This window comes from Niallia sp. 03133 (assembly GCF_052663225.1).
In genome coordinates, this window is sequence record NZ_JBQTCY010000003.1 from 301882 (window position 1) to 325784 (window position 23903).

Annotated in this window: 18 protein-coding genes; 14 read left to right on the top strand and 4 right to left on the bottom strand. The window is 37.0% G+C overall.

Annotated features, from left to right (window positions below; genetic code table 11):
• Positions 1–477 precede the first annotated feature (477 nt).
• On the top strand, positions 478–1851 hold the full coding sequence (locus ACTYBU_RS06005) for a murein hydrolase activator EnvC family protein (RefSeq protein WP_445487978.1): 1374 nt from the start codon (positions 478–480) through the stop codon (positions 1849–1851).
• Positions 1852–1936: 85 nt separating this feature from the next.
• On the opposite strand, the gene ACTYBU_RS06010 is transcribed toward ACTYBU_RS06005, so the two are convergent.
• Positions 1937–2134, bottom strand: a complete 198-nt coding sequence (locus tag ACTYBU_RS06010; RefSeq protein ID WP_445487980.1) for a hypothetical protein — start codon at positions 2132–2134, stop codon at positions 1937–1939.
• Between the two features lie 77 nt (positions 2135–2211).
• Between ACTYBU_RS06010 and ACTYBU_RS06015 the strand changes: the two genes are divergently transcribed.
• The 6 genes from ACTYBU_RS06015 to ACTYBU_RS06040 all read left to right on the top strand — a co-directional run bounded on the left by ACTYBU_RS06015 (position 2212) and on the right by ACTYBU_RS06040 (position 9682).
• The gene (locus ACTYBU_RS06015) at positions 2212–2460 is read left to right on the top strand and encodes a FeoA family protein (protein ID WP_445487981.1); all 249 of its coding nucleotides are present in this window, start codon (positions 2212–2214) and stop codon (positions 2458–2460) included.
• Complete coding sequence (locus tag ACTYBU_RS06020) at positions 2457–3167, top strand: FeoB small GTPase domain-containing protein (RefSeq protein ID WP_445487983.1); 711 nt, start codon at positions 2457–2459, stop codon at positions 3165–3167. Before ACTYBU_RS06015 ends, ACTYBU_RS06020 begins: the two co-directional genes overlap by 4 nt.
• On the top strand, positions 3168–4541 hold the full coding sequence (locus tag ACTYBU_RS06025) for a nucleoside recognition domain-containing protein (protein ID WP_445487985.1): 1374 nt from the start codon (positions 3168–3170) through the stop codon (positions 4539–4541).
• A gap of 87 nt (positions 4542–4628) precedes the next feature.
• Complete coding sequence (locus ACTYBU_RS06030) at positions 4629–4964, top strand: ArsR/SmtB family transcription factor (RefSeq protein WP_445487986.1); 336 nt, start codon at positions 4629–4631, stop codon at positions 4962–4964.
• A gap of 453 nt (positions 4965–5417) precedes the next feature.
• Entirely contained in the window at positions 5418–7787 is a 2370-nt protein-coding gene (locus ACTYBU_RS06035; protein WP_445487988.1) for a heavy metal translocating P-type ATPase, read from the top strand.
• Between the two features lie 467 nt (positions 7788–8254).
• Positions 8255–9682, top strand: coding sequence for a S41 family peptidase (locus tag ACTYBU_RS06040; protein ID WP_445487990.1), 1428 nt, complete (start codon positions 8255–8257; stop codon positions 9680–9682).
• Positions 9683–9777: 95 nt separating this feature from the next.
• Here ACTYBU_RS06040 and ACTYBU_RS06045 read toward each other — a convergent pair whose 3' ends face one another.
• Positions 9778–10161, bottom strand: a complete 384-nt coding sequence (locus tag ACTYBU_RS06045) for a winged helix-turn-helix transcriptional regulator (RefSeq protein ID WP_445487992.1) — start codon at positions 10159–10161, stop codon at positions 9778–9780.
• 886 nt (positions 10162–11047) lie between these two features.
• On the opposite strand from ACTYBU_RS06045, the gene ACTYBU_RS06050 reads away from it, so the two are divergent.
• The 7 genes from ACTYBU_RS06050 (at position 11048) to ACTYBU_RS06080 (ending at position 20597) form a co-directional block, all read left to right on the top strand.
• Positions 11048–12310 carry an MFS transporter gene (locus ACTYBU_RS06050; RefSeq protein ID WP_445488145.1) on the top strand — a complete coding sequence of 421 codons (1263 nt, stop codon included), beginning with the start codon at positions 11048–11050 and terminating at the stop codon, positions 12308–12310.
• A 20-nt stretch (positions 12311–12330) separates the two neighbouring features.
• A complete protein-coding gene (locus ACTYBU_RS06055) occupies positions 12331–13170 on the top strand; it encodes an aldo/keto reductase (protein ID WP_445487994.1) in 840 nt (279 codons plus the stop codon).
• A gap of 414 nt (positions 13171–13584) precedes the next feature.
• On the top strand, positions 13585–14454 hold the full coding sequence (locus tag ACTYBU_RS06060) for a 6-phosphofructokinase (protein ID WP_445487995.1): 870 nt from the start codon (positions 13585–13587) through the stop codon (positions 14452–14454).
• A gap of 169 nt (positions 14455–14623) precedes the next feature.
• On the top strand, positions 14624–16639 hold the full coding sequence (tkt, locus tag ACTYBU_RS06065; protein ID WP_445487997.1) for a transketolase: 2016 nt from the start codon (positions 14624–14626) through the stop codon (positions 16637–16639).
• Positions 16640–17401: 762 nt separating this feature from the next.
• A complete protein-coding gene (locus ACTYBU_RS06070; RefSeq protein ID WP_445487999.1) occupies positions 17402–18262 on the top strand; it encodes an SDR family oxidoreductase in 861 nt (286 codons plus the stop codon).
• Between the two features lie 131 nt (positions 18263–18393).
• Positions 18394–19125, top strand: a complete 732-nt coding sequence (locus ACTYBU_RS06075) for a hypothetical protein (protein ID WP_445488000.1) — start codon at positions 18394–18396, stop codon at positions 19123–19125.
• A gap of 278 nt (positions 19126–19403) precedes the next feature.
• A complete protein-coding gene (locus ACTYBU_RS06080; protein ID WP_445488002.1) occupies positions 19404–20597 on the top strand; it encodes a PDZ domain-containing protein in 1194 nt (397 codons plus the stop codon).
• A gap of 483 nt (positions 20598–21080) precedes the next feature.
• Here the strand turns inward: ACTYBU_RS06080 and ACTYBU_RS06085 are convergent, their stop codons facing one another.
• Together ACTYBU_RS06085 and ACTYBU_RS06090 are read right to left on the bottom strand one after the other, a co-directional pair.
• On the bottom strand, positions 21081–22364 hold the full coding sequence (locus tag ACTYBU_RS06085; protein WP_445488003.1) for a hypothetical protein: 1284 nt from the start codon (positions 22362–22364) through the stop codon (positions 21081–21083).
• A 120-nt stretch (positions 22365–22484) separates the two neighbouring features.
• Positions 22485–23771 (bottom strand): amidohydrolase, encoded by a 1287-nt coding sequence (locus ACTYBU_RS06090; protein ID WP_445488005.1) that lies wholly within the window; start codon positions 23769–23771, stop codon positions 22485–22487.
• Positions 23772–23903: the final 132 nt, after the last annotated feature.

Here is a 23903-nt window from a genome sequence, read left to right on the forward strand (position 1 = left end):
ACAACTAATGTTCGGAAATTTCTTTACTTATAAGGGTCGAATGAGATAGGGAATTTATACAAAAAGCTCTATTAAAGAGATTGATATATCAATAGTTATACCCCGCATAATAACTTTTTAGTCTATTATGTGGGAATTTTATTCCACTCTTAACGGGCAGTAAGACCCCCATTGATGGAAGTTTACTTTATGTGAAAATGAATGATTGTACATAAAAAAAGGTTGTTTTATAAAAGTTTGTTGCTTTTTAACAAGTTGAAAAGCCTTTAAAAATGACTGAGCAGCTTGGAATAACGTAAAGCTCTGCATGGATCAGCGAGACAGGCGAGAAGAAAGCAGGAGTGAAGCGACGAAGCCGCTCAGGTGTAGCCCCGCGGAAAGCGAAGTATATTCATGCTGTGGGTTAAATAACAACAATCTATACGAGCCTAAAAAAAGATGATTTTACATAACGATGCAGGGAAAGGAGCTATACGCTTGAATAAATCCATCTTGAAATTAACGGTTGTTGCTGCTCTTGGAATTAGTGGAGTGGTAGTAGCACAGACGCCAAAAACAATCGCCTATGCAGCTAGTTCCTTAAATGATTTAAATCAACAAAAAGAGGATATTGAAAATAAACAAGACAATGTCCAATCAAAATTAACGGATAAAAATGACAAAATAAGCGATGTAAAAGATCAACAATCGAGTGTAAAAGAAGAAATACAACGATTAAATACGGCTATATCCAGTACACAAGTAAAAATCATTGAAAAGAAAGAACAAGTTTCTACGACAAAAGAAGAGATAAAGAAATTAGAAGAACAAATTGCTGAGGTGAAAAAACGCATTGAAAAGCGAAATGAACTTCTAAAAGAAAGAGCTAGATCTTACCAGGAAACTGGCGGAGCTGTCAGTTACATTGATGTTTTAATGGGAGCACAAAGCTTCAGCGACTTTATTGATCGCATGGGTGCCGTAGCGACGATAGTCGAAGCAGACCAAGATATTCTGAAAGAACAGGAAGCAGACAAAAAGCTTTTAGAACAATCACAAGCGGAGCTTAAAGCAAAACTCAGTTCACTTGAACAGATGTTGAGTGATTTAGAGGGCATGAAGTCCAGTTTAAATTCCCAAAAGAAAGAAAAAGACAACTTAATGGCAAAGCTGGAGAAAAAAGAAGATGACATTCATGCAGAAATGTTATCTCTTGAAGAAGAGGAAGCTTTATTAGCAGATCAAAAGGTTGCTATGGAAAAAGCAATTGGTCTGGAAAAATCTCGTCTTGCAGAAGCAGCAAGACAAGCGGAGATTGCAAGAAAAGCAGAATTAGAGAGACAGAGAAAAGCGCAAGCTGCTGCTGCTGCAAAAGCGAATAATTCAGGAGAGACAAACTCTCCATCTAATACTAGCGCAAACACAGAAAGTTCTTCCGAGCCAGCGGTTTCAACACCAGCAGTTTCTTCTGGCAGCTTTACAAAACCGGCAAATGGCTATATTTCATCTGGTTTAGGACAACGGTGGGGAACTTTCCATGCTGGAGTAGATATTGCAGCAACAGGGCCTGTTCCAATTGTAGCAGCTGCTGATGGGGTAGTAATTCGTTCGTACACATCTTCTAGTTATGGGGAAGTAGTATTTATCTCCCATTCTATCGACGGTCAGATTTATACAACTGTTTATGCACATATGAGCTCTGGAAGCAGACTTGTTGGTGCAGGACAAGTTGTTCATAAAGGACAGCAAATCGGTACAATGGGTAATACTGGAGATTCTCAAGGTCAGCATTTACATTTCGAGTTGCACAGAGGCGAATGGAACGCAGCCAAATCAAATGCAATCAATCCAATCGGTATTGTTCCAATGTAAGAACACGTTTATAAAAAACAGCCTGGCTACATTTGTAGCCAGGCTGTTTTTTTGGATATAATGTATGACGAATTTTATCCCCCTCTTAACGGGCAGTAAGACCCCCACTGATGGAAAGGTTCACTTTATCAAGATATGTTGAAAAATCGATAAATCGAAAAAAACGAAGATAAACAAAACCAAAACGAAGATAAATCACAAAATAGTCGAAGATTCCTCCATATATTACTCCTATCTTCATAACATGCTCTTGTTTCATTCCATTATGGAATAAAGAAATCATTGACATAATCTGAAAAAAGTCATATGATGTGTTTAAAAGTTGCTCTAATGCAAAACTATAGACAAGGGGAAATATAAATGGGGACAACTAAAATAATTACCCTTAACCAAGGGAAAGAAGGCCATATCATTAGAATTACAGAACTTTTATTGGAAGGGGTAATGAGAAGGAGACTGTTGGATTTAGGATTTGTACCAGGGGCTATCGTAAACGTAATGAAGAAAAGTCCGCTAGGTGATCCGATTGCTTTTCGTGTTAGTCAAACAACCATTGCTTTGAGAAAAGAAGAAAGCAGTCAAATTCAAGGGGAGTTGATGAATGCATGAGTGGTTTCTATAAAATTGCATTAGCCGGAAATCCAAATACAGGAAAGAGCACGTTATTTAATGCTTTGACTGGTTTAAAACAGCATACTGGAAACTGGGCTGGAAAAACGGTAAGCCTTGCAGAAGGAATGGTAAAGCATAAAGGTAAAAGTTATCAGCTGATTGACCTTCCTGGAACATACTCTCTTTTTTCCAATTCAAAGGATGAGGAGATAGCTCGGAATTATATTGTGTTCGAAAAACCGTCTGTAACATTAGTTGTGTTAGATGCTACTTCATTAGAAAGAAATTTCAACTTGGCACTGCAAGTAATCGAAATGACAAAAAATGTGATAGTCTGCATTAACTTAATAGACGAAGCAGAAAAAAAAGGAATAAAAATTAATGAACTTTTATTAACAAGAAAACTTGGTGTCCCCGTTTTAAAAATATCGGCAAGGAATAAAATAGGATTTTCGTTGCTATTGGATACGATTGATCGTTTAGTTTCAGGCGAAATTGAATGTACGCCTGTTCAAACATCCTATACAGAAGAAATTGAAGGGAAAATAAGAAAAATAGAATCAAAAGTAAGCGGTTTAGTAGATCAACATATATCCGCTAGATGGCTTGCATTAAGGCTTCTGGATGGAGACGAAGCATTGTTGAATGAACTGCAGAAAAGAATGGGGAAAAAAGAAATAAAGGAAGTAAAGGAGGCTCTATAAATGGAAATTCAAAAGATTTATACGGAAGCACAAGCATTATCTAATCCTCAGTTAAGGGATGATATTGTGCAGCAATTATATAGCCGAAGCAAACAGCTATGCAATGAAGCCGTCCAATTAACCAAGGAAGAAGGGGATAAAAGGACGGAAAAATTAGATGCTGTATTTACTTCTCCACTTTGGGGATTTCCAATAATGATTATAATGTTGGGAGCCATCTTTTATTTAACAATTGCTGGAGCAAATATTCCATCCTCGAAGCTGGGTGAGTTTTTTGGGTTTTTAGAAAAATATCTTACTTCTTTTTTTCATTTTGTTCATGCACCTGATTGGCTGCATGGGGTGCTTGTTCTTGGTTTATATAGAGGCTCAACATGGGTTATTAGTGTCATGCTTCCGCCTATGGCGATTTTTTTTCCAACCTTTGCCCTCTTAGAAAACTATGGTTATTTGCCAAGAGTTGCTTTTAATATGGATCGTTTATTTAAAAATGTCGGCGCCCATGGAAAACAGTCCTTAACGATGGCAATGGGGTTTGGATGTAATGCAGCAGCCGTCATGTCTTCTCGCATTATTGAATCACCGAGAGAAAGAATGCTTGCTATCTTAACAAATAACTTTGTTCCTTGTAATGGCAGATGGGGAACGCTAATCGTTCTTTCATCCCTTTTTATGGCAGGTAGTTTTACAGGCGGACTAAAATCCCTTGTTACAACAGCAATGGTGGTGGGGATCGTTTTATTTGGAATACTGGTGACTTTTTTTGTATCTTGGGTTTTATCGAAAACGGCTTTAAAAGGGGTTCCGACACATTATACGTTAGAGCTGCCGCCATACCGCCGTCCTAAATTCTTTGATACAATCATTCGCTCATCCCTTACCAAATCGTGGCTGGTTTTAGTTCGAGCAGTCAAAGTAGCTGCACCTGCTGCAGTACTAACATGGATTATTGCCAATATTTATATCGGTGATCAAAGCATCTTAATGTATGCAGTAAACTTCCTGGATCCATTCGGAAAATCACTTGGATTAGATGGATATATATTATTAGCGTTTATTCTTGGATTGCCTGCAAATGAAATCGTGCTTCCGATTTTGCTGATGGGTTATTTATCTACCGGCTCTTTGACAGAAGTAGATAGTTTAGTAGATTTGAAGAAAATCTTTATCGAACATAATTGGACATGGGTCACCGCATTAAATATGATGTTGTTTTCCCTTTTGCATTATCCATGCGGCACTACTCTGCTGAATATTTATAAAGAAACGAAAAGTAAAAAATGGACATTTTATTCCTTTCTTATTCCAACAGCGCTGGCTATTATCATCCCATTTATCGTTTATCAAACAGCAAAACTGCTAGGTTGGGTATAGTTGATTGGAAAGCTGTTGGCAAATGGTGTAAAACATTTCTATGGTATAATAAAGAAAATGTTTTACACAGGGGAGTAAGTGGTAAAGATGACAAACTTCGATCATAGTGAACAGCCAATAGATCGTTCTAATAATCAGCTGGATGAGGAAACATTATTTATTGTGTCTCAAACTTTTAAAGCATTATCCGATCCAACAAGAATTAGAATTCTTCACTTGCTTTCAGAAAAACCCCATTCTGTAAATGAAATTGCTGAGGGTTTGCAAATGCTGCAATCGACTGTTTCGCATCAATTGCGTTTTTTAAAGAATCTTCGACTAGTTAAATATCGAAGAGAAGGAACAACAATGATTTATTCTTGTGACGATGAGCATGTTATGGGGGTATTGAAGCAAATGATTGATCATGCGATGCATCATTAATTTTCTATAAAACCGGAAAAGAAGAGACATAAATCTCTTCTCAGAGTGTCGAAAAAGTAAGAATACAAAATTTCAGGCTGATTGAAAACGTTTGTCTATCAAGGAACGACCCTTTTTGAGGAGCGGAGTTACCGTTTTTGGGTAATGAGCACCGCAAAAAACGGGGAGTGACGATGAGAGCGAACGTTTTTTAACAACCTGGAAGAGGTATAAATCTCTTCTTTTCCCCTAATTGTGGCAAAAAAGAAGAATATAATAGATTAATTCTAAAAATAATAACAAATAACATTGACACTTTAAACAGTTCATTCATATAATAAATATGAGTATATGAATAATTGTTCATATATAAATTAATAGCGTTATTATTGATATAAATAAATATTTTCACAACAGCAAAAGAAACCTAAGGTATACATTTTAATGGAATTTTACAAGAAGGAGGAGATTATGATGAATGAGGCGGAACAGCTGGAAAAAAAAGAATATTTATTAGAAGGCCTTGATTGTGCAAATTGTGCAATGAAAATTGAAAAAGGAGTTGCCTCCATTTCTGGCGTGAATACATGTTCGGTGAACTTTGCTACTCAAACATTATCGATGCATGTCGACAGGGAAAAAGAAGAAGAAATTGTAACAAAAACACATAAAAAAATTCTATCATTAGAACCGCATATTAAAGTGAAGGAAAAACAAAAGAAGCGTACTGCCAGCACTACACTTTTATTAGAAAACTTAGATTGTGCTAATTGTGCTGCAAAAATAGAAAAAGAAGTAGGCAAACTGGATGGCGTTGTGTTAGCTACTGTTGATTTCGTTGCAAAAAAACTGATAATAGAGGCACCCGAAGGCAATCCTGATTATATCATGGAGCAATCTGCTGCTATTATTAATAAGTTAGAACCAGACGTAAAAGTGCGGAAGGCAGAACAACATGAACATGGGCACGAGCATAGTCATGACCACGGTACGGAGAATACGAAAAAAATGATCTATCGATTAGGGGTCGGATCAATTGTAGCAGCTATCGGTTTATTTGCTCCCCTATCTTCCCTAGCAGAATTTCTTCTTTTCCTGCTTGCCTACCTTATTATCGGTGGAGATATTGTGCTGCGAGCAGTGAAGAATATTATTCGCGGCCAAGTGTTTGATGAACACTTTCTTATGGCGCTTGCTACAATCGGGGCTTTTGCCGTAAAACAATATCCAGAAGGCGTTGCCGTTATGTTCTTTTATCAAATTGGCGAGTTGTTTCAAGGAATGGCGGTTAATCGATCACGGAAATCCATCAGCAGCTTGATGAATATTCGTCCAGATTATGCGAATGTAAAAATAGGGAATACTATTAAACAAGTATCTCCAGAAGAAGTGAATATTGGCGATGTTATTATTGTGAAGCCTGGTGAAAAGGTACCGCTTGATGGAAAAGTAATAGATGGAACATCGATGGTGGATACATCTGCTTTAACAGGAGAATCTATTCCTCGGGAGATAGAAACAGGGAGTGAAGTTTTAAGTGGATTTATTAACAAAAATGGTGTACTAACAGTAGAAGCAACAAAGGAATTTGGCGAGTCGACTGTTTCGAAAATATTGGAATTGGTGCAAAATGCAAGCAGCCGCAAAGCGCAGACAGAAAACTTCATCACCAAATTTGCGCGCTACTATACGCCTGTTGTTGTGGTTATAGCGGCAGCATTAGCGTTGCTTCCACCATTATTAATAAGCGGCGCAGCTTTTTCAGATTGGGTATACCGTGCATTGATATTTCTCGTGATTTCTTGTCCATGTGCTTTAGTTGTATCTATTCCACTTGGTTTTTTCGGAGGAATTGGAGCTGCATCTAAAAAAGGAATACTCGTAAAAGGAAGCAACTATTTAGAGGCATTAAATGATGTGAAGTATATTGTATTTGATAAAACAGGCACCTTAACAAAAGGGGTATTTGAGGTAGCATCTATCCAGTCTGCCAACGGAATTTCAGAAGAAGAAGTGCTGAAAAACGCAGCTTATGCCGAGATTCATTCCAATCATCCAATCGCTTTATCGATTCGTAAAGCGTATAAGCTAGAAATAGACGGACAAAAAGTAAATGATTACAATGAGATTTCCGGTCATGGCATACAAGCAATAGTTGAAGGAAAAGAAATATTAGCTGGAAATCATAAGCTGATGGAAAAAGAAAAGGTTGAATTCCAATTGAATCATGATGTGGGAACGGTTTTGTATATTGCAATTGAAAAAAAATTCATTGGATCCATTGTTATTTCCGATCAAATTAAACCGGACGCTGCTAAAGCGATCAAGACGTTAAAAGAGTTAGGAATGAAAAAGACCGTGATGCTAACTGGGGACAGCAAAACTGTTGCAGAAAAGGTAGGCAGAGAACTAGGGCTGGATGAAGTGCATGCAGAACTTTTACCGCAAAATAAAGTAGAACAAATCGAGATTATCGACGAGAGAAAAAGTCCAAAGGATAAAATTTTATTTGTCGGAGATGGGATTAATGATACGCCTGTACTAGCCAGAGCAGATGTAGGCATGGCAATGGGAGGCCTCGGATCTGATGCAGCAATAGAAGCAGCAGATATTGTTATTATGACAGATGAGCCATCAAAAATAGCAACAGCCATTAAATTAGCAAAAAGAACAAGAAGCATTGTATGGCAGAACATAGTGTTTGCATTAGGAGTAAAAGGAGTATTCCTTTTATTAGGAGTATTTGGCATTGCGACCATGTGGGAAGCAGTATTTTCAGATGTTGGAGTTACGCTGCTTGCAGTTCTGAATGCGATGCGCGTACTAAAAGTAAAGGATATGTAAGAAAAACAGAGGGGTGACTCTAAAGGTTTATACAAATCTTTGGTGTCACCTTTTTTTAGTTCTGCAAGAGAGGAAAATCAGTCTGTAATTGGTTAAAACTCTCCAGATAGGAAGAAAACAGCCATATAAAGCCGAATAACCAAGAACGGGAACATATGAAAAACGGAACCGCCCAAATGTTCATTTATCCCACTCTTTACGGGCAGTAAGACCCCCACCTCGGGGATGCCGAGAAATCAAGGAAGCTAGGTGGGGGATAACTGCCCGTAAAGGTCCGATAAGTGCAACTAACCATCAGTGGGGGATGAGGCAAAACCCCCACTGATGGAAGTTTACTTTTTCTAATCATTAAACACTTCGTTTACCATCCTCTCCTTTTAAAAAATCATTTCATCATAACCTGTCCGTCATTCACATATAAATGAAGCAATGTATGCTTGGAGTTTGATGGAGAAAGGACGATCAGGATGAATCGAAAATGGCTTGTTATTTATATGACAGGATCTCTTTTGACAGGAGCGGGTGGCGCCTATATTGGGCTGAATGCTTTTTATAAAGAAAAACTGGAAGCAAACACACATACAATGGAGAAGGGACATGCGAACCCATTAGAAAAGGTGGAAACCGCATATGACTTGATTTATAACAACTATGTAGAAAAAGTGGACAAGGAGAAATTGGAAGAAGGAGCTATTAAAGGCATGCTTTCCATATTAGATGACCCGTACTCCGTTTATATGGATCAAGATACAGCGAAGCAGTTTGATCAAGCGTTGGATCCTTCGTTTGAGGGAATTGGAGCAGAAGTAACTGCAGAAGATGGAAAAATTGTCATTGTTGCTCCGATCAAAGATTCTCCAGCAGAAAAAGCGGGAGTGAAGCCGAATGATGAAATTGTTAAAGTAGATGGGCAAAGTGTAAAAGGGGAGGATTTATATGACGTCATTAAAAAAATACGAGGGGAAAAAGGCTCTGAAGTAGAGTTGGAGATTGTGCGTTCTGGATTGGATAATCCTATTAATGTGACGGTGACCCGGGATGAAGTACCGCAAATAACCGTGTATTCCTCGATAAAAAGAGAGGCTGGTGAGAATATTGGCTATTTGCAGATTACCTCTTTTTCCGAAGAAACCGCTTCTGAATTTGATGCGGCTCTAAAAGCTTTAGAGAAGAAGGGCATTGCTGGTTTAATTTTGGATGTACGGGGCAATCCAGGAGGACTTTTGACAAGTGTAAATCATATTTTAGAAGAGTTTGTAACAAAACAAAAGCCTTATGTGCAAATTGAACATCGAGATGGGCAAACAGAACAGTATTACTCTCATTTAAAAAATAAAAAAGATTATTTAGTTGTAGTGCTTGTAGATAAAGGCAGTGCATCCGCTTCTGAAATATTAGCAGGTGCATTGAAAGAGGCTGCAAACTATACATTAATTGGAGAAAAAACATTTGGAAAGGGTACGGTTCAACAAGCTGTTCCAATGGACGATGGCAGCAAAATAAAATTAACCTTGTTTAAATGGTTAACCCCAGATGGGAATTGGATCCACAAAAAAGGCATCCAGCCTAATTTAGAAGTAGAACAAACTGCATTATATCAAACTCATCCATTGCAGATAAAAGAAACATTAAAAAAAGAAAGCAATGATGAACAAGTAAAATACGCCCAAGAAATATTAACAAGCCTAGGTTATCGAACAGATCGGGAAGATGGATATTTCAGCAGCCAAACAGAAACAGCTGTAAAGGCTTTTCAAAATCAGAATGGACTGCGTGCGACCGGCATGATTGATCAACATACCGCAGCCAAATTACAGAACGATGTGCGGACAGAAATGAAAAAGGATGAAAATGATATACAACTGCAAACAGCGCTGCGTTATATTGTAAAGTAAAAGTAGCTAGTAAAGTAGCAGATAGTGAACATTAAAAATAATATTTTCTACTTAAAAGCAAACGCATCTTCATGAGAGGAAGATGCGTTTGCTTGTTATTTATTCAAAATACTATCCTCTAAAACTAATTTTTCATCTCCATAAATTCGTGTAATATGCGTTTTTCCCCAATTGCATAAGGAGTCTAGAATACTTTCTAAGCTTTTTCCATATTCGCTTAATTCGTATTCCACTTTCGGTGGAATTTGCTGATAGATGATGCGGTTGATGACGCCATCTTCTTCTAATTCACGAAGCTGCTGGGTCAGCATTTTTTGAGTAATATTAGGCATCAGCCGTTTTAATTCACTCGTCCGTTTTTTTCCATGTGTCAAATGACAAAGGATGACACATTTCCATTTTCCTCCAATCACTTCAAGGGTTGCTTCTACGGAGATATTGTATTTTTTATTGATTGTTTCTGCTTTTTTTACATTCACTTTTATCCACTCTCCTTATTTATTATTTACTTAAAGTTCGCAGTTATAAATTCCTTATCATGTCCCTGAGACAACTTCGTTTGCAGCAATAGAAAAGGGAGGTTGATTTTTCTATTTGGGTATTTTTTTGAAATTTATTGTTTTTAAATAAGGTGGTTGCTTTCCGTTTCAGGTTGCTCGCTTTCCGTGGGGCGAGCGATGAGCCTCCTCGGCTTCGCCTTGCGGGGTCTTATCTGTCCCGCTAATCCCACAGGAGTCTCGCACCTTCCACTACAATCAGCCAGTTTGATCAATAGGTTGCTGTCGCTGAATCTATGAAAACATCCATCTTTAAGAAATAAGACTCAGGTTTCACCTGTTAATAGATCAACGTAGAACGATGATATGGAAAAAATCAACTCTACTACTGTTTTGTAGTAAAACCTTGTTTTGACAAGCTGTCTCTTCATCATTCTCTTTTAGTAATGTTTTGTTGTATCAAATTGCGGCAGGCTGTTGAAATCAAGTGTTTGTCGACAATTTGATAGGCACTAAAAAGTACCTATGTACCATTTAGGTGCCTTCATTACTAAAAAGTGCGTACTTTTTTTATTTATCTATATGATTCATAATAACACTTGCCGGTAGAAATGCAATTTAAATTTTATCCCACGCTTAACGGGCAGTAAGACCCCCACCTCGGTAATGCCGAGAAATCGAGGAAGCTAGGTGGGGAAACTCGCCCGTAAAGATCCGATAAGTGCAACTAATCATCAGTGGGGGATGAGGAAAAACCCCCACTGATGGAAGTTTACTTTATTATTTTATAACATTCAGTCACTAGTGAGAATGTATACATCTTTTTATACCTATATGTCGGGATAGCCAGTTCAAGGAAGAAGCTATTATCAATTCATCCCGAATGCATATAGGAAAAGATAAAAAGTTTTTTCAAAAACAGAAGGAGGAAGAAATCATGGCTTTAAATAAAAGCAGCATCTTAGCATTATTAGCTTTAGCAATAAGTGCTTTTGCAATCGGAACAACAGAATTTATCAGTGTTGGATTGCTGCCGCTTATTTCAAATGATCTGGGTATATCGATTACAACGGCTGGTCTGACAGTTTCTATTTATGCACTAGGTGTTACAGTTGGTGCTCCTGTACTCACTTCTTTAACATCTAATATGCAGAGAAAAACATTACTTCTTTGGATTATGATTATTTTTATTATTGGTAATAGTATTGCTGCTATCAGCTCAAATATTACTATTTTACTTATTGCTCGTGTCGTTGCTGCATTTTCACATGGGGTGTTTATGTCCATAGGCTCCACGATTGCAGCAGATGTTGTACCAAAGGATAAACGAGCAACTGCGATTTCTATTATGTTTACTGGTTTAACAGTTGCGACTGTAACAGGTGTTCCATTAGGGACATTCCTTGGACAGCAATTTGGCTGGAGAATTTCATTTTTAGCTATTGTGATCATTGGCATTATCGCACTCATCGCTAATAGCTTCTTAGTGCCATCCAATCTGCAAAAAGGAAGCAAGGTAACATTTGGCGATCAATTAAAGCTTGTTAAAAATGGGCGTTTGCTTCTTATGTTTATTATTACTGCATTAGGATATGGAGGTACATTTGTTGTCTTCACCTATTTATCGCCTTTATTGCATGAAATAACAGGTTTTAAAGCAGAAACGGTTGCTGTTATCTTGCTTTTATATGGAATTGCGATTGCAATCGGCAATATGATTGGAGGGAAACTTTCCAATAAAAAACCATTGTTGGCACTGTTTTATATGTTTGTAGTGCAAGCAGTTGTTTTATTTATTTTAATGACCACCATTCCGTTTAAGATTGCTGGCCTCATCACTATTTTCTTTATGGGGTTGTTGGCATTTATGAATGTTCCAGGCTTGCAAGTATATGTTGTCATGCTTGCAGAGCGTTTTGTTCCAACGGCAGTAAATGTAGCATCAGCTATTAATATTGCAGCATTTAATGCAGGGATCGCGATAGGCGCTTATTTAGGCGGCGTTGTTACAGATCAGATTGGACTAATCCATACCACCTGGGTGGGAGGATTAATGGTAGTATTAGCCGTTATTTTGACAGGCTATAGCTTAATGTTAGAAAAGAGAACTCCACAACATGGAGAATACTAATAGAAAAGGGGAAAGCAAAGATGAATAATTTACAATCAACAGTAACATTATCAAATGGAGTGAAAATGCCATGGTTAGGTTTAGGAGTTTTTAAAGTAGAAGATGGAGAAACAACTGCTTTTTCTGTCTCCACTGCGATAAAAAATGGCTACAGAAGCATTGATACAGCAGCAATCTACGATAATGAAACAGGCGTTGGAAAAGGAATTGCAGAGGGAATGACAGCTGCCGGCGTTACAAGAGAGGATTTATTTATTACGTCAAAAGTGTGGAACGACGATCTTGGCTACGAAGAAACATTAAAAGCGTTTGACGTAAGCTTAGAAAAATTAGGATTGGATTATTTAGATTTATACCTTATTCATTGGCCGAAAGAAGGCAAATACAAAGAAGCTTGGAAAGCTATTGAAACATTATATAAAGCTGGAAAAATCAAAGCGATTGGCGTAAGTAATTTCCAAATTCATCATTTGGAAGACTTAATGAAAGATGCAGATATTAAACCTATGATCAACCAAGTAGAACTGCATCCACGCTTAACACAAAAAGAACTATTAAGCTTCTGCCAACAAAATGGCATTCAATTAGAAGCATGGTCGCCGTTAATGCAAGGGCAGCTGTTGGATAATGAAGAATTACAAGAAATCGCTGCAAAATACAATAAATCAGTAGCGCAAGTGATTATTCGCTGGGATCTGCAAAATAATATCATTACCATTCCGAAATCCATTAAAGAACACAGAATTATTGAAAACAGCAATGTATTTGATTTTGCATTAACAAAAGAGGAAATGGAAAGCATCGATGCATTAAACCAAGATACAAGAGTAGGACCAGACCCTGATAATTTTGATTTTTAATTTAACTTATTAAATACGAAACTCCAAGGAGCAGTGCTTCTTGGAGTTTTCACTTTTTGTAGGAAAGTTTTATGGCCATGAAGGTTGGCATTTGTAGAAAAAAATGGAAGACCACTATATAATTCCGTCACAGTGTAGAACAATGGCTTCAACATATAATGTACTGAAAACGAATGCATAAAAGGGAGAAACGTGATAGACTGAAAGTGATTTAATGTAGTTTTATGTAGTTTTAAGTAGGTAGGAGGTAGACAAGAAGAAAAGTAGAGGCTATTGTAAAATTAGAATCCCTGTCGTATTAATTGTATTTTACATATAAATAAAAAAAAGAATGGTGATACCCATTTTCAGAACTTTCCTATATAATAACGTGTAGTATGAACAACAAGAGACAATTAATAGGAGGTAACTATTTTGAAAGTTGGAGTTATAGTTTTAGGGATTTTTCCAGCAGGAGTTAAACAGATCATTTATAAGCTTTATAATGAACTATCACCGCAGCATCAATTAATAGGGCTGGAAGCAGGAAAGGATGAAAAGGTCTCCTATCATGAATTGCAGTCCACAAGTGATTCTCCTTATTTAAGTAATTCTATGTTGAGATTATCGGAAGTGGAACATATCGAGGATTGGGAAGAAATGTTTTTCGGTATGGATATTGCCATTGTTATTGGCGGTCAACAAGCCAAGGAAGCATGGAGTGCAAAATTAGCTGACAGCACAAATATCCGCTCTTTATTTGTACCAGTTTCTATTTACAACAATATAAAGGAATCGGATTGGTCTTTAGGATATGATACGGCGCTTAATAGTATTACACAAAATATACTAAAGGTTAAAGATACGATTCATTCTTTAAAATATGATAAGCCAAGATTATTTGGTTTTTCTATAGAGGGGCAGCCTTCGACAAAAATGCTGCAGGATATTGCTATTGCAGTAGATGGCTATTTCTTAGCAAATGATTATGAAACAGCTGAACTGATGCAGTTGAGCAATAATATCACAAAATCTTTTAATAGTTTGAATACTTCTAATGTTTTGATTTATAGTGTCTCATTAGCAGATGTGGTCGAAAAAGAAGTGGTAAATAAAGTGGATGCGGATTGGAAATATGCAGAAATCGATGAAGCGTTATGCATGGGCACCAATCCAACAGCAATTGACCGCATTATGGCAAATGAATTAGCAGAAGGAATCTTATTGTGGACAGCCAATGAAAAGCAAACAGGTCAGTTAATCGTTCACAAAGACAGTATTACGTTTAAAAGCAATAAGGAATAAGCAAACATTAAAAAAAGAAGCTAGTCTAAGCGGACAAGCTGAAAGCGTAGAGCTTACATAAAACTTAGTGCAAGCAGACATCTGTGTGAGAAAAAAGCACTGAGTAAATATGGATAGCTAACAGCTATGATTCTAGGATTATTGAATAACTTCAAAGGAATGAGAAATTATGTCAAAGGCAGTAATTAATAATGTAGAGCAAGTAGCAATCAATACGATTAGAACCCTTTCGATTGATGCAATCGAAAAATCAAATTCGGGGCATCCTGGAATGCCAATGGGAACAGCGCCAATGGCTTATACGCTGTGGGCAAAAGAGATGAATCATAATCCAAATAACCCAGAGTGGTTTAACCGCGACCGTTTTGTTTTATCAGCAGGGCATGGTTCCATGTTATTATACAGCTTATTGCATTTGTTTAAATACGGTGTAACAATCGATGATTTAAAGAACTTCCGCCAATGGGGAAGCAATACACCAGGACATCCAGAATACGGCCATACACCAGGAGTTGAAGCAACAACAGGTCCGCTTGGCCAGGGAATTGCGATGGCTGTCGGAATGGCAATGGCAGAAAGACATTTAGCAGAAACATATAATAAAGAAAATTATCCAGTGGTGGATCATTACACATACAGCATTTGCGGTGACGGCGATTTAATGGAAGGTGTATCAGCAGAAGCCGCTTCACTAGCTGGCCATTTAAAACTTGGTCGTTTAATTGTTTTATATGATTCAAATGATATTTCGCTAGACGGCGATTTAAATCTATCATTCTCTGAAAATGTGCAAAAACGCTTTGAATCATATGGATGGGAAGTAATTCGCGTAGAAGATGGAAATGATACAAAAGCAATTCAAGAAGCAATTGCTCAAGCAAAAACATCAGAAGAACCAACATTAATTGAAGTGAAAACAGTAATTGGATATGGTTCTCCGAATAAAGGCGGAAAATCTGCTTCTCATGGTGCACCCCTTGGAGCAGCGGAAACATTGCTTGCGAAACAAGCCTATGGATGGGAATATGAGGAAGCGTTTTATGTTCCAGAAGAAGTATCTTCTCATCTTGATGTGTTCGTACAAGAAGCACAGGAAAAAGAAGCTGCTTGGAATACACTATTTGCAAGTTATAAAGAGGAATATCCAGAGCTTGCAGAACAATTGGAGTTGGCTCTTAAAGGAGAATTGCCTGCAGATTTACAGGAAAGTCTGCCTGATTTTACTGCCGGTGAACAAATGGCTACAAGAGATGCATCAGGGAAAACCATTCAAGCTGCTGCAAAAGCAGTCCCTGCATTTTTAGGTGGGTCGGCTGATTTAGCTGGTTCTAATAAAACATTAATTGCTCATGAGAAAAATTTTGCTTTAGATGGGTATGCAGCCAAAAATATTTGGTTTGGTGTTCGTGAATTTGCAATGGGTGCTGCCTTAAATGGTATGGCACTTCATGGTGGGGTGAAAATATTTGGAGCAACATTCTTTGTTTTCTCTGATTATTTGCGTCCGGCTATTCGTCTTGCAGCCTTAATGAAATTGCCTGTAACCTATGTCTTTACACATGACAGCATTGCAGTAGGGGAAGATGGTCCAACACATGAGCCGATTGAACAGCTTGCTTCTTTACGTGCAATGCCAGGATTATCGATCATTCGTCCAGCTGATGCAAAAGAAACAGCTGCTGCATGGCAGGTTGCTTTAGAAAGCCAAGATACACCAACAGCATTAGTTTTAACACGCCAAGCCTTGCCGATTTTAGATGTAACAAAGGCAGAAGCATATGAAGGTGTAAAAAACGGTGCTTACATTGTATCTAAAGCAAAATCAGAGGCAAAAGCACTTATTCTTGCGACAGGATCAGAAGTATCTTTAGCAATAAAAGCACAAGCTGCACTTGAAGTAGAAGGCATTGCTGTTCAAGTTGTAAGCATGCCGAGCTGGGATTTATTCGAAAAGCAGTCTGCAGAATACAAGGAAAGCGTTCTTCCAGAAGCAATTCCAGCACGAGTTGCTATTGAAGCAGGTGCATCTTTTGGCTGGAGAGAATATATTGGTGCAAAAGGGGAGCATATAACAATCGACCATTTCGGTGCATCTGCTCCTGCTGAAAAGCTTTTTGCAGAATATGGATTTACAGTAGAAAATGTTGTCGAGAAAGTTAAAACAGCAATAGAAAAAACAAAATAAATAATAAAGTAAACCTCCATCAGTGGGGGTTTTTCCTCATCCCCCACTGATGATTAGTTGCACTTATCGGATCTTTACGGGCAGTTATTCCCCACCTAGCTTCCTCGATTTCTCGGCATTACCGAGGTGGGGGTCTTACTGCCCGTTAAGAGTGGGATAAAATAGCCAGACCAGCTTCTTTATAGAAGGGGACTGGTTTTTTTCTTTCCTCCCTCTTTCAAAAAAAGGAGTTTTCATTATAAAGTTCAACTAACCATCAGTGGGGTTTTGTTCATCCCCCACTGATGGTTAGTTGAACTTATCGGATCTTTACGGGCGAGTTTCAACACCTAGCTTCCTCGATTTCTCAGCATCCCCGAGGTGGGGGTTTTACTGCCAGTTAAGTGTGGGATAAACACAATATAGGTGGTGCTCTGCTCGCTTTTTTATAAGGCTCTGTTAAACGATATTGTTGTTTTTGTCTATATTGGAAGCACTGAGCAGCAGGAATACACGAAGACTCCTACGGGAAAAGCGAAATAGGCGAGACCCCGCAGGAGCGAAGTCAAGTGTATTCCTGCTGCGGACCTTCGTTTAAAATCAACAATAAAAATTAACAAAGCCTATTATAAAAAAAAGAGAATCAAAGCAAAGGTTTTCATTGTTGATACACCCCTAATTCCCTCCCAAAAAGAAACCCTGTTTGCGAACAAGGCATGTTTAACATATGTTTATCGGGGAACAGGTTCCATGAAGATAAAATGAAGGGAGTTTTTATTTACCATGGAAAAAAGACCTACATCACAACCACCACAAACACAAAACAAACAACCAGGCATTGAATCGGAAATGATGCCAAATCCTCACTTTGCAAATAACCTTGCAGGAGTTCAGGATAAACTGAAAGGAAAGGTAGCTTTAGTTACAGGCGGTGACAGCGGAATCGGCCGAGCAGTATCAATTGCCTATGCAAAGGAAGGCGCAGATGTGGCGATTAACTATTTAAATGAGCATGATGATGCAGAAATAACAAAGAAATATGTAGAAGAGGCAGGAGGAAAGTGCATTCTAGTACCTGGGGATGTTGGGAATAAGGATTTTTGTCAGGAACTTGTTGATCAAACAGTAAAGGAATTAGGCGGTTTAGATATTCTTGTCAATAATGCTGCAGAACAGCATCCAAAGAACAGCATAAAAGAAATTAGCGAAGAGCAATTAGAGCGCACTTACCGTACCAATATATTTTCGATGTTTTTCATGACACAGGCGGCACTAGACCATATGAAACCAGGAAGCTCTATTATTAATACAACATCGGTTGCAGCTTATAAAGGAAATCCGCAAATTATTGATTATTCTTCTACTAAAGGTGCGATTACAACCTTTACCCGAGCTCTTTCAGGATCATTGGCAGAAGAAGGAATTAGAGTAAATGCAGTTGCTCCGGGAGAAATTTGGACACCACTTATCCCAGCAACATTTACAGAAGAGATGGTTGCAAATTTTGGACAACAAGCTCCAATGAAACGAGCAGGGCAGCCAGAAGAGCTTGCTCCAAGCTACGTCTTCCTAGCCTCTGATGATGCATCGTATGTAACGGGACAGGTTTTTCATGTGAATGGCGGAATGATTATCAACGGTTAATGAATAGAAGGGGAAAAGGGGAAAGGAACTCCTCCTAACAGGCAGGGGTTCCTAAAGGCATCAGTGGCGTCCTTTTTCCCTTTCTGCTCTCTAAATAAATAGGCATCCCGTTTAGATTTGAGGTGATTTTGATGCAAGTGCTTAGCTTTTATTTAGCAATAAGTATTGTTATTTTTCATATGTTGTCCAACAACTTTCGATTTTTGTCTTCCATCCCGAGGAGTAAATATTTATCTTTTTTTGGAGGAGTATCTATTGCTTATGTATTCGTGGAGGTGCTTCCTAACTTAAATAAGCACCAACAAAATATAGAGAAGGAAACCCATTATAAAATTGTTGCATTAGCGGAAGACCACGCTTATATTATGGCAATGATTGGTTTCTTTGTCTTCTTAGGAATGGAAAGGCTTGTCCTTCTTTCAAAAACAGTTAAAAAGAAGGGGGATGATTATGAATCATTACGCGTATTTTGGATTCATATTGCTTCCTTTTTTATATATAACGGATTAATTGGCTATATCTTGAGAAATAAAGATTTTGCTAGTGCAAAAGAAATGCTTTTATATTTTTTTGCCGTGTTCGTTCATATTATTTCCAATGACCGTGGGATTAGGGATGATCATCAAAATATATATGACAAGGCGGGAAGAAAGCTTCTTTCTTTTGCTGTTTTAATTGGCTGGTCTTTAGGAGGAATCATAGAAATCTCTCAACTGGCATTATCGACTGTATTTGCTTTTATTTCTGGCGGCATTATCATTAATGCAATGAAAGAAGAAATACCGAAAGAAAGAAAAAGCAGCTTCCTCACTTTTACAGTCGGCAGCTTGTTATATACGGTGCTGCTAGTTATATCTGCATAAAGAATAGGTTGTTCATTCAATAAAAGCAGGTACATCTTTGTAGAGAAAAATAAGACGCATACTTTCTATTGGAGGCTTTGTGGAATATAATAGAATAATAGAATGAAGAAAATTTCAAGTGAAGCAGCATTATCATCTAGCAGGATGAACGAACAAGAAAGAATGTAATGTTTCACTTCGTTATAAAAGTGTTCATGATGGTAATATGCCACTTTTTAAAAGAATGACATACTATTTATTTCCACAATAAAGTCTTTGAAAAAAGGTAGGTGGCCTCAATGGGGCAAGATTGGCTGTTTGAATTACTAAAAGGAGTCGGCAAGCTTTTTTTAAATCCTGTTTTTTATTTTTCGTTTTTGCTGGCAGCTTATTTAGGAGTATCAAGAGTAAAAAAAGAACGCAAATATTTTTCTGTAAGGGCTCAAAACGCTTATTATGAATTAAAGCAATTATTTCCAATGGGGTTAATAATAGGTTTATGTCTATCTATTGTATCCATTGGACTTGTGCTCCTTGTACCGATGGAATTTGTTATGTATGCAGGTTTAGCTGCGATTGTCTTTAGCCTGCTTTTTAAAACTCGCTTTTTATCACCAGTTTATACAGTAGGTTTTGGTATTTTATTAAGCATGCTTTCCTTATACAAGCAATGGGATTTTTTCTTTTTTTCTAAAAATTTAATAGAAGCAGAAATGTATATATTTCCAACAGCAGTTATTCTTTTAGGCTTGCTGCTGGCTGCAGAAGGAATATTGATACAAAGAAACGGTGTAAAGGGCACCTCTCCTCGTTTGAAAAAAAGCAAAAGGGGCCAATCAATCGGCGTACATATTTCAAATCGAGCGTGGCTGGTGCCGGTATTTCTTTTTGTTCCACATGGTGTACTGACTATTCCAATTAATGGATGGCCAGTATTTACAGTAGGCGATCATACTTATTCACTCATTTTAGTACCTTTCTTATTAGGATTTAAACAAGAAATATTTGGAATGCATCCAATTACTGCGATAAAATCTGTTGGGAAAAAGATAGTATTTTTTGGGATTATTATCGCTCTAAGCGCTGTTGCTTCCTACTTCTTTCCTCAAGCCGCAATCGCTAGTGTTGTATTAGCGATCATTGGACGTGAATGGATTTCTAATCGGCAGAAAAACAAAGAAAAAAATCATCCGTTTTATTTTACACGTAAAAATAATGGGGTGTTAATATTAGGAATTGTGCCAGATTCACCAGCTGATAAAATGAATCTAAAAGCAGGGGAATTAATAACAAAGGTCAATAATATCCCAGTTCAAAACCAAAGCCAGTTGTATACAGCACTTCAGCGAAATTCTGCACATTGCAAACTCGATGTCCTTGATATTCAGGGGGAAGTTCGCTTCGTGCAGCGGGCATTATACGAAGGCGATCATCATGAATTAGGTTTGCTTCTTATCCAAGAAAAAACGATGGAAGGAAATGCCGCGGTGTGATGTTGTAATTTTTTCAAAAATCTCCGAAATGAGTTCAAAAACTTCCGGGATATAGTTTTAAATTTAGCAGATTACCATTTGAGTACACAAATACTATATAAGAAGCAAGGTATACGTTGTCCACCTTGATTTTACTACCATGAATCTTAAAAAAATGGCAAATTGTAAGTGATAGGGACCCTGTTTTGCTTAATTTTCTGGCCTTTTTATCCCACGCTTAACGGGCTGTAAGATCCCCGCCTCGGGGATGCCGAGAAATCGAGGATAGATAGATGGGGATAACAGCCCGTAAAGGTCCGATAAGGGTAACTAACCATCAGTGGGGGATGAAGAAAAACCCCAACTGATGGAAGTTTACTTTATCAAATACAGACAACCCCAACTAAAATGTTTAAGTTGGGGTTGTTGACAGTCCGAAATTAAATGAGGAATCTATATATCTTTCAAAATAAATACAACCTTTGCACCGAAAAAATATTCTGATTATTCATAATCTTTTCCTTGCAAATAATGAAAAAAGGCTAAATTAGTATACTGTTTTTCCATTTTTGTTTTAGCAAAATCACTTACTTCTTTCAATTTATTCTCCATTTTATCCTTATCAGCTTTTAAGAGTACAGTTCTCCATGAATACAGTTCATTTGATGCACTAGCTTCATATACTTCAAAGAAACGATCCTTAGGCATTTTATCATTAGAGGTTAAAAGGAATGGCTGCCACCACGAGGTAGTAATTAAACCCTTTCCTTTATTTTCTTTATTTCTCTTAGCATATGTATCTATAACTTGATCAAATTTTTCCAAATCTTTTATAGAGGAAAATTCTAAGGATAAGTCGTATTCTACCGCATTTGCTAATAGTAAGCCATCCACCTTATCTACCCTATACATCGGTGTTGATTCGTTAATTGGACCCCATTCTGGTAAATATTTAAAAATAGAAACTTTTGGTTCGAGTTGCACCTTAGCTATTAAATTTTCACTATTTAGCAGTCCTATTAATTGGATTGCATGGTTAATATTATTGTGTCCATAAGTTATCGTTTTTTCCGGTAAAAAGTGTGGGTTATAGGAGTTTAATTTTAAGTTATACCCAGTAATAATATTATTTTTAACAAGTTTTGCACCAAATGGAGACAATTCTTTATCGTTGTATAAAATAAAAGATTTCCAACTATCATCTATTTTTCGATAAATAGTTGAATCGTTTGAATAACCGAGGAAATTCCTTCCGAGACCGCTGTTATTGACTGCTTCCATAAAGCTTGTAGTAGCAATATCAGAGGTAATTTTATTTACAGAAACAAGTTCTTTTACAGTAGCAGCATCTAATAACTTAGTATCTATCGAAGAAGCAACATATTTAGCTGAATTACTATCCATTTTTTTATTTATCTCCGCTTTTTGCAAGCTATCTTTAACCTTTTTGTCACTATAAGTTAAAGATAACTCTTTAAAGCCGCTTGCTTGGTTGAGTGCTTTAATAAAAGTCAATCCATTTAAGTCTTTGTTAATAGTGGGGGCTTTTTCTCCAAATACCTTTTTTATTCCTGTATTCACATCTTCTTTTGTTACATTTTCTTCAAACTTTACATCAAAAAACTGTTCTAAGTATTCTTCTGAATCCTTAAGGCTATCACTTGAATTTTCTTCTGATTTAACCGTAACTGTGTCTTTTGTCTGTTGTTGTCCATAATCATTAACGGTTTTAGTACAACCTGAGATAAATAAAACGCTTATTAATAGTATGCTTACTAATTCTATCATTGTTCTTTTTTTTCTCATAATCGGTTCAGCCTTTTCTATTTTGATTTTTAACTCCTTAAAAGAAACCTAATTAGTTATTATTTAATGAATATTGAATTACTACAATATTAGTATGAATTATTATGTGTTTCTAATTCTATTAACAATTTGGTTCGATTTTCGATAAATCTCTTCGACCTCTTCTGTACTAAAACGTGAAAATTCGCCATTCTCATATAATATTTCTCCATTAATCATTGTTAATTTAATGTTATCTTTACTTCCACTATACACGATGTTGTTTACAATATGATTTACGGGTTGCATGTTTGGTTTATGCATATCAATAACAATTAAATCTGCTAATTTCCCCTTTGAAAGGGAGTCGCAATTTTCTAAATTCATAGCTTTCGCGCTTCCACGTGTAGCCATGGCTAATACTTCACTGCCACAAACTGATGATGGATCAGACTGTACCTTTCCTAATCCGCTCACTAAAAACATCTCTTTGAACATATCTAAGCTGTTGTTGCTTGCTGGTCCATCTGTTCCCACCCCAATATTTAGTCCTGCTGCGATAAAATCATTAATTGGAGCTATTCCGCTTGCTAATTTTAAATTAGCACTACAATTTAGAACAAGGGATAGTTTCTTCTCTTTAAATACGTGAATGTCTTCTTTTGTTAAGTAGACTCCGTGAAATCCACCACCACCATAATCGAATAATCCTAAACTGTTCAAATATACTGCAGGAGTCATGCTATGTCTTTTTATACACTCTTCCACTTCTTGTTTCGTTTCAGAAATATGAGTGTATACTGGAGCTTTATGCTTTTTAGCAATGATAGACAGCTCCTGTAATATGCTATGGGAGGTGGTATATTCAGCATGAAAACCCATCTCATACGTTATTAAACCGTTGTATCGATTATTCTTGTTTAAATTTAGATAATTTTCTTCTATCTCACTTGGACTTTGCACAAAATCGTTTAATCCACCTAATATGACAGTACGCATACCGCAATCATAAGATGCTTGAGCAATACTTTCTGGGTAAAAATACATATCAAAATTTGCTGTAATTCCACTAGTTAGATATTCTAAAATGGCCAACTTAGATAAATGATAGATATCATCTTTAGTCAATTTAGCTTCCATAGGAAAAATACTTTCTTCCAACCAAGTTTTTAATGGTTTATCATCTGCCATAGACCTTAAGCAAGTCATTGCTGAATGTGTGTGAGCATTCTTAAATCCAGGCATTATCAAATTATGATTTAAATCAATTTCGCGATCCCACACTATGGAGCATTCTTTGCTAGGTCCAACATAGGAAATAGTAGGACCTTCTACCCATACTTCACCAAAAGTCACCTCCATGTTTTTTTTCATTGATAATACATAGCCATTGTAAAATCTCGTATTCACTATAATTGTTCCTCCTAGTAATGATTAATTGCTTACTTCCTGCAGATCGAAACGTACTAAACAGTAGGGGAAGGAAGAAAACCCCACTGTTTTTAGTTTCATATTAGCTTATCTAAACCTTAGTAAACATAG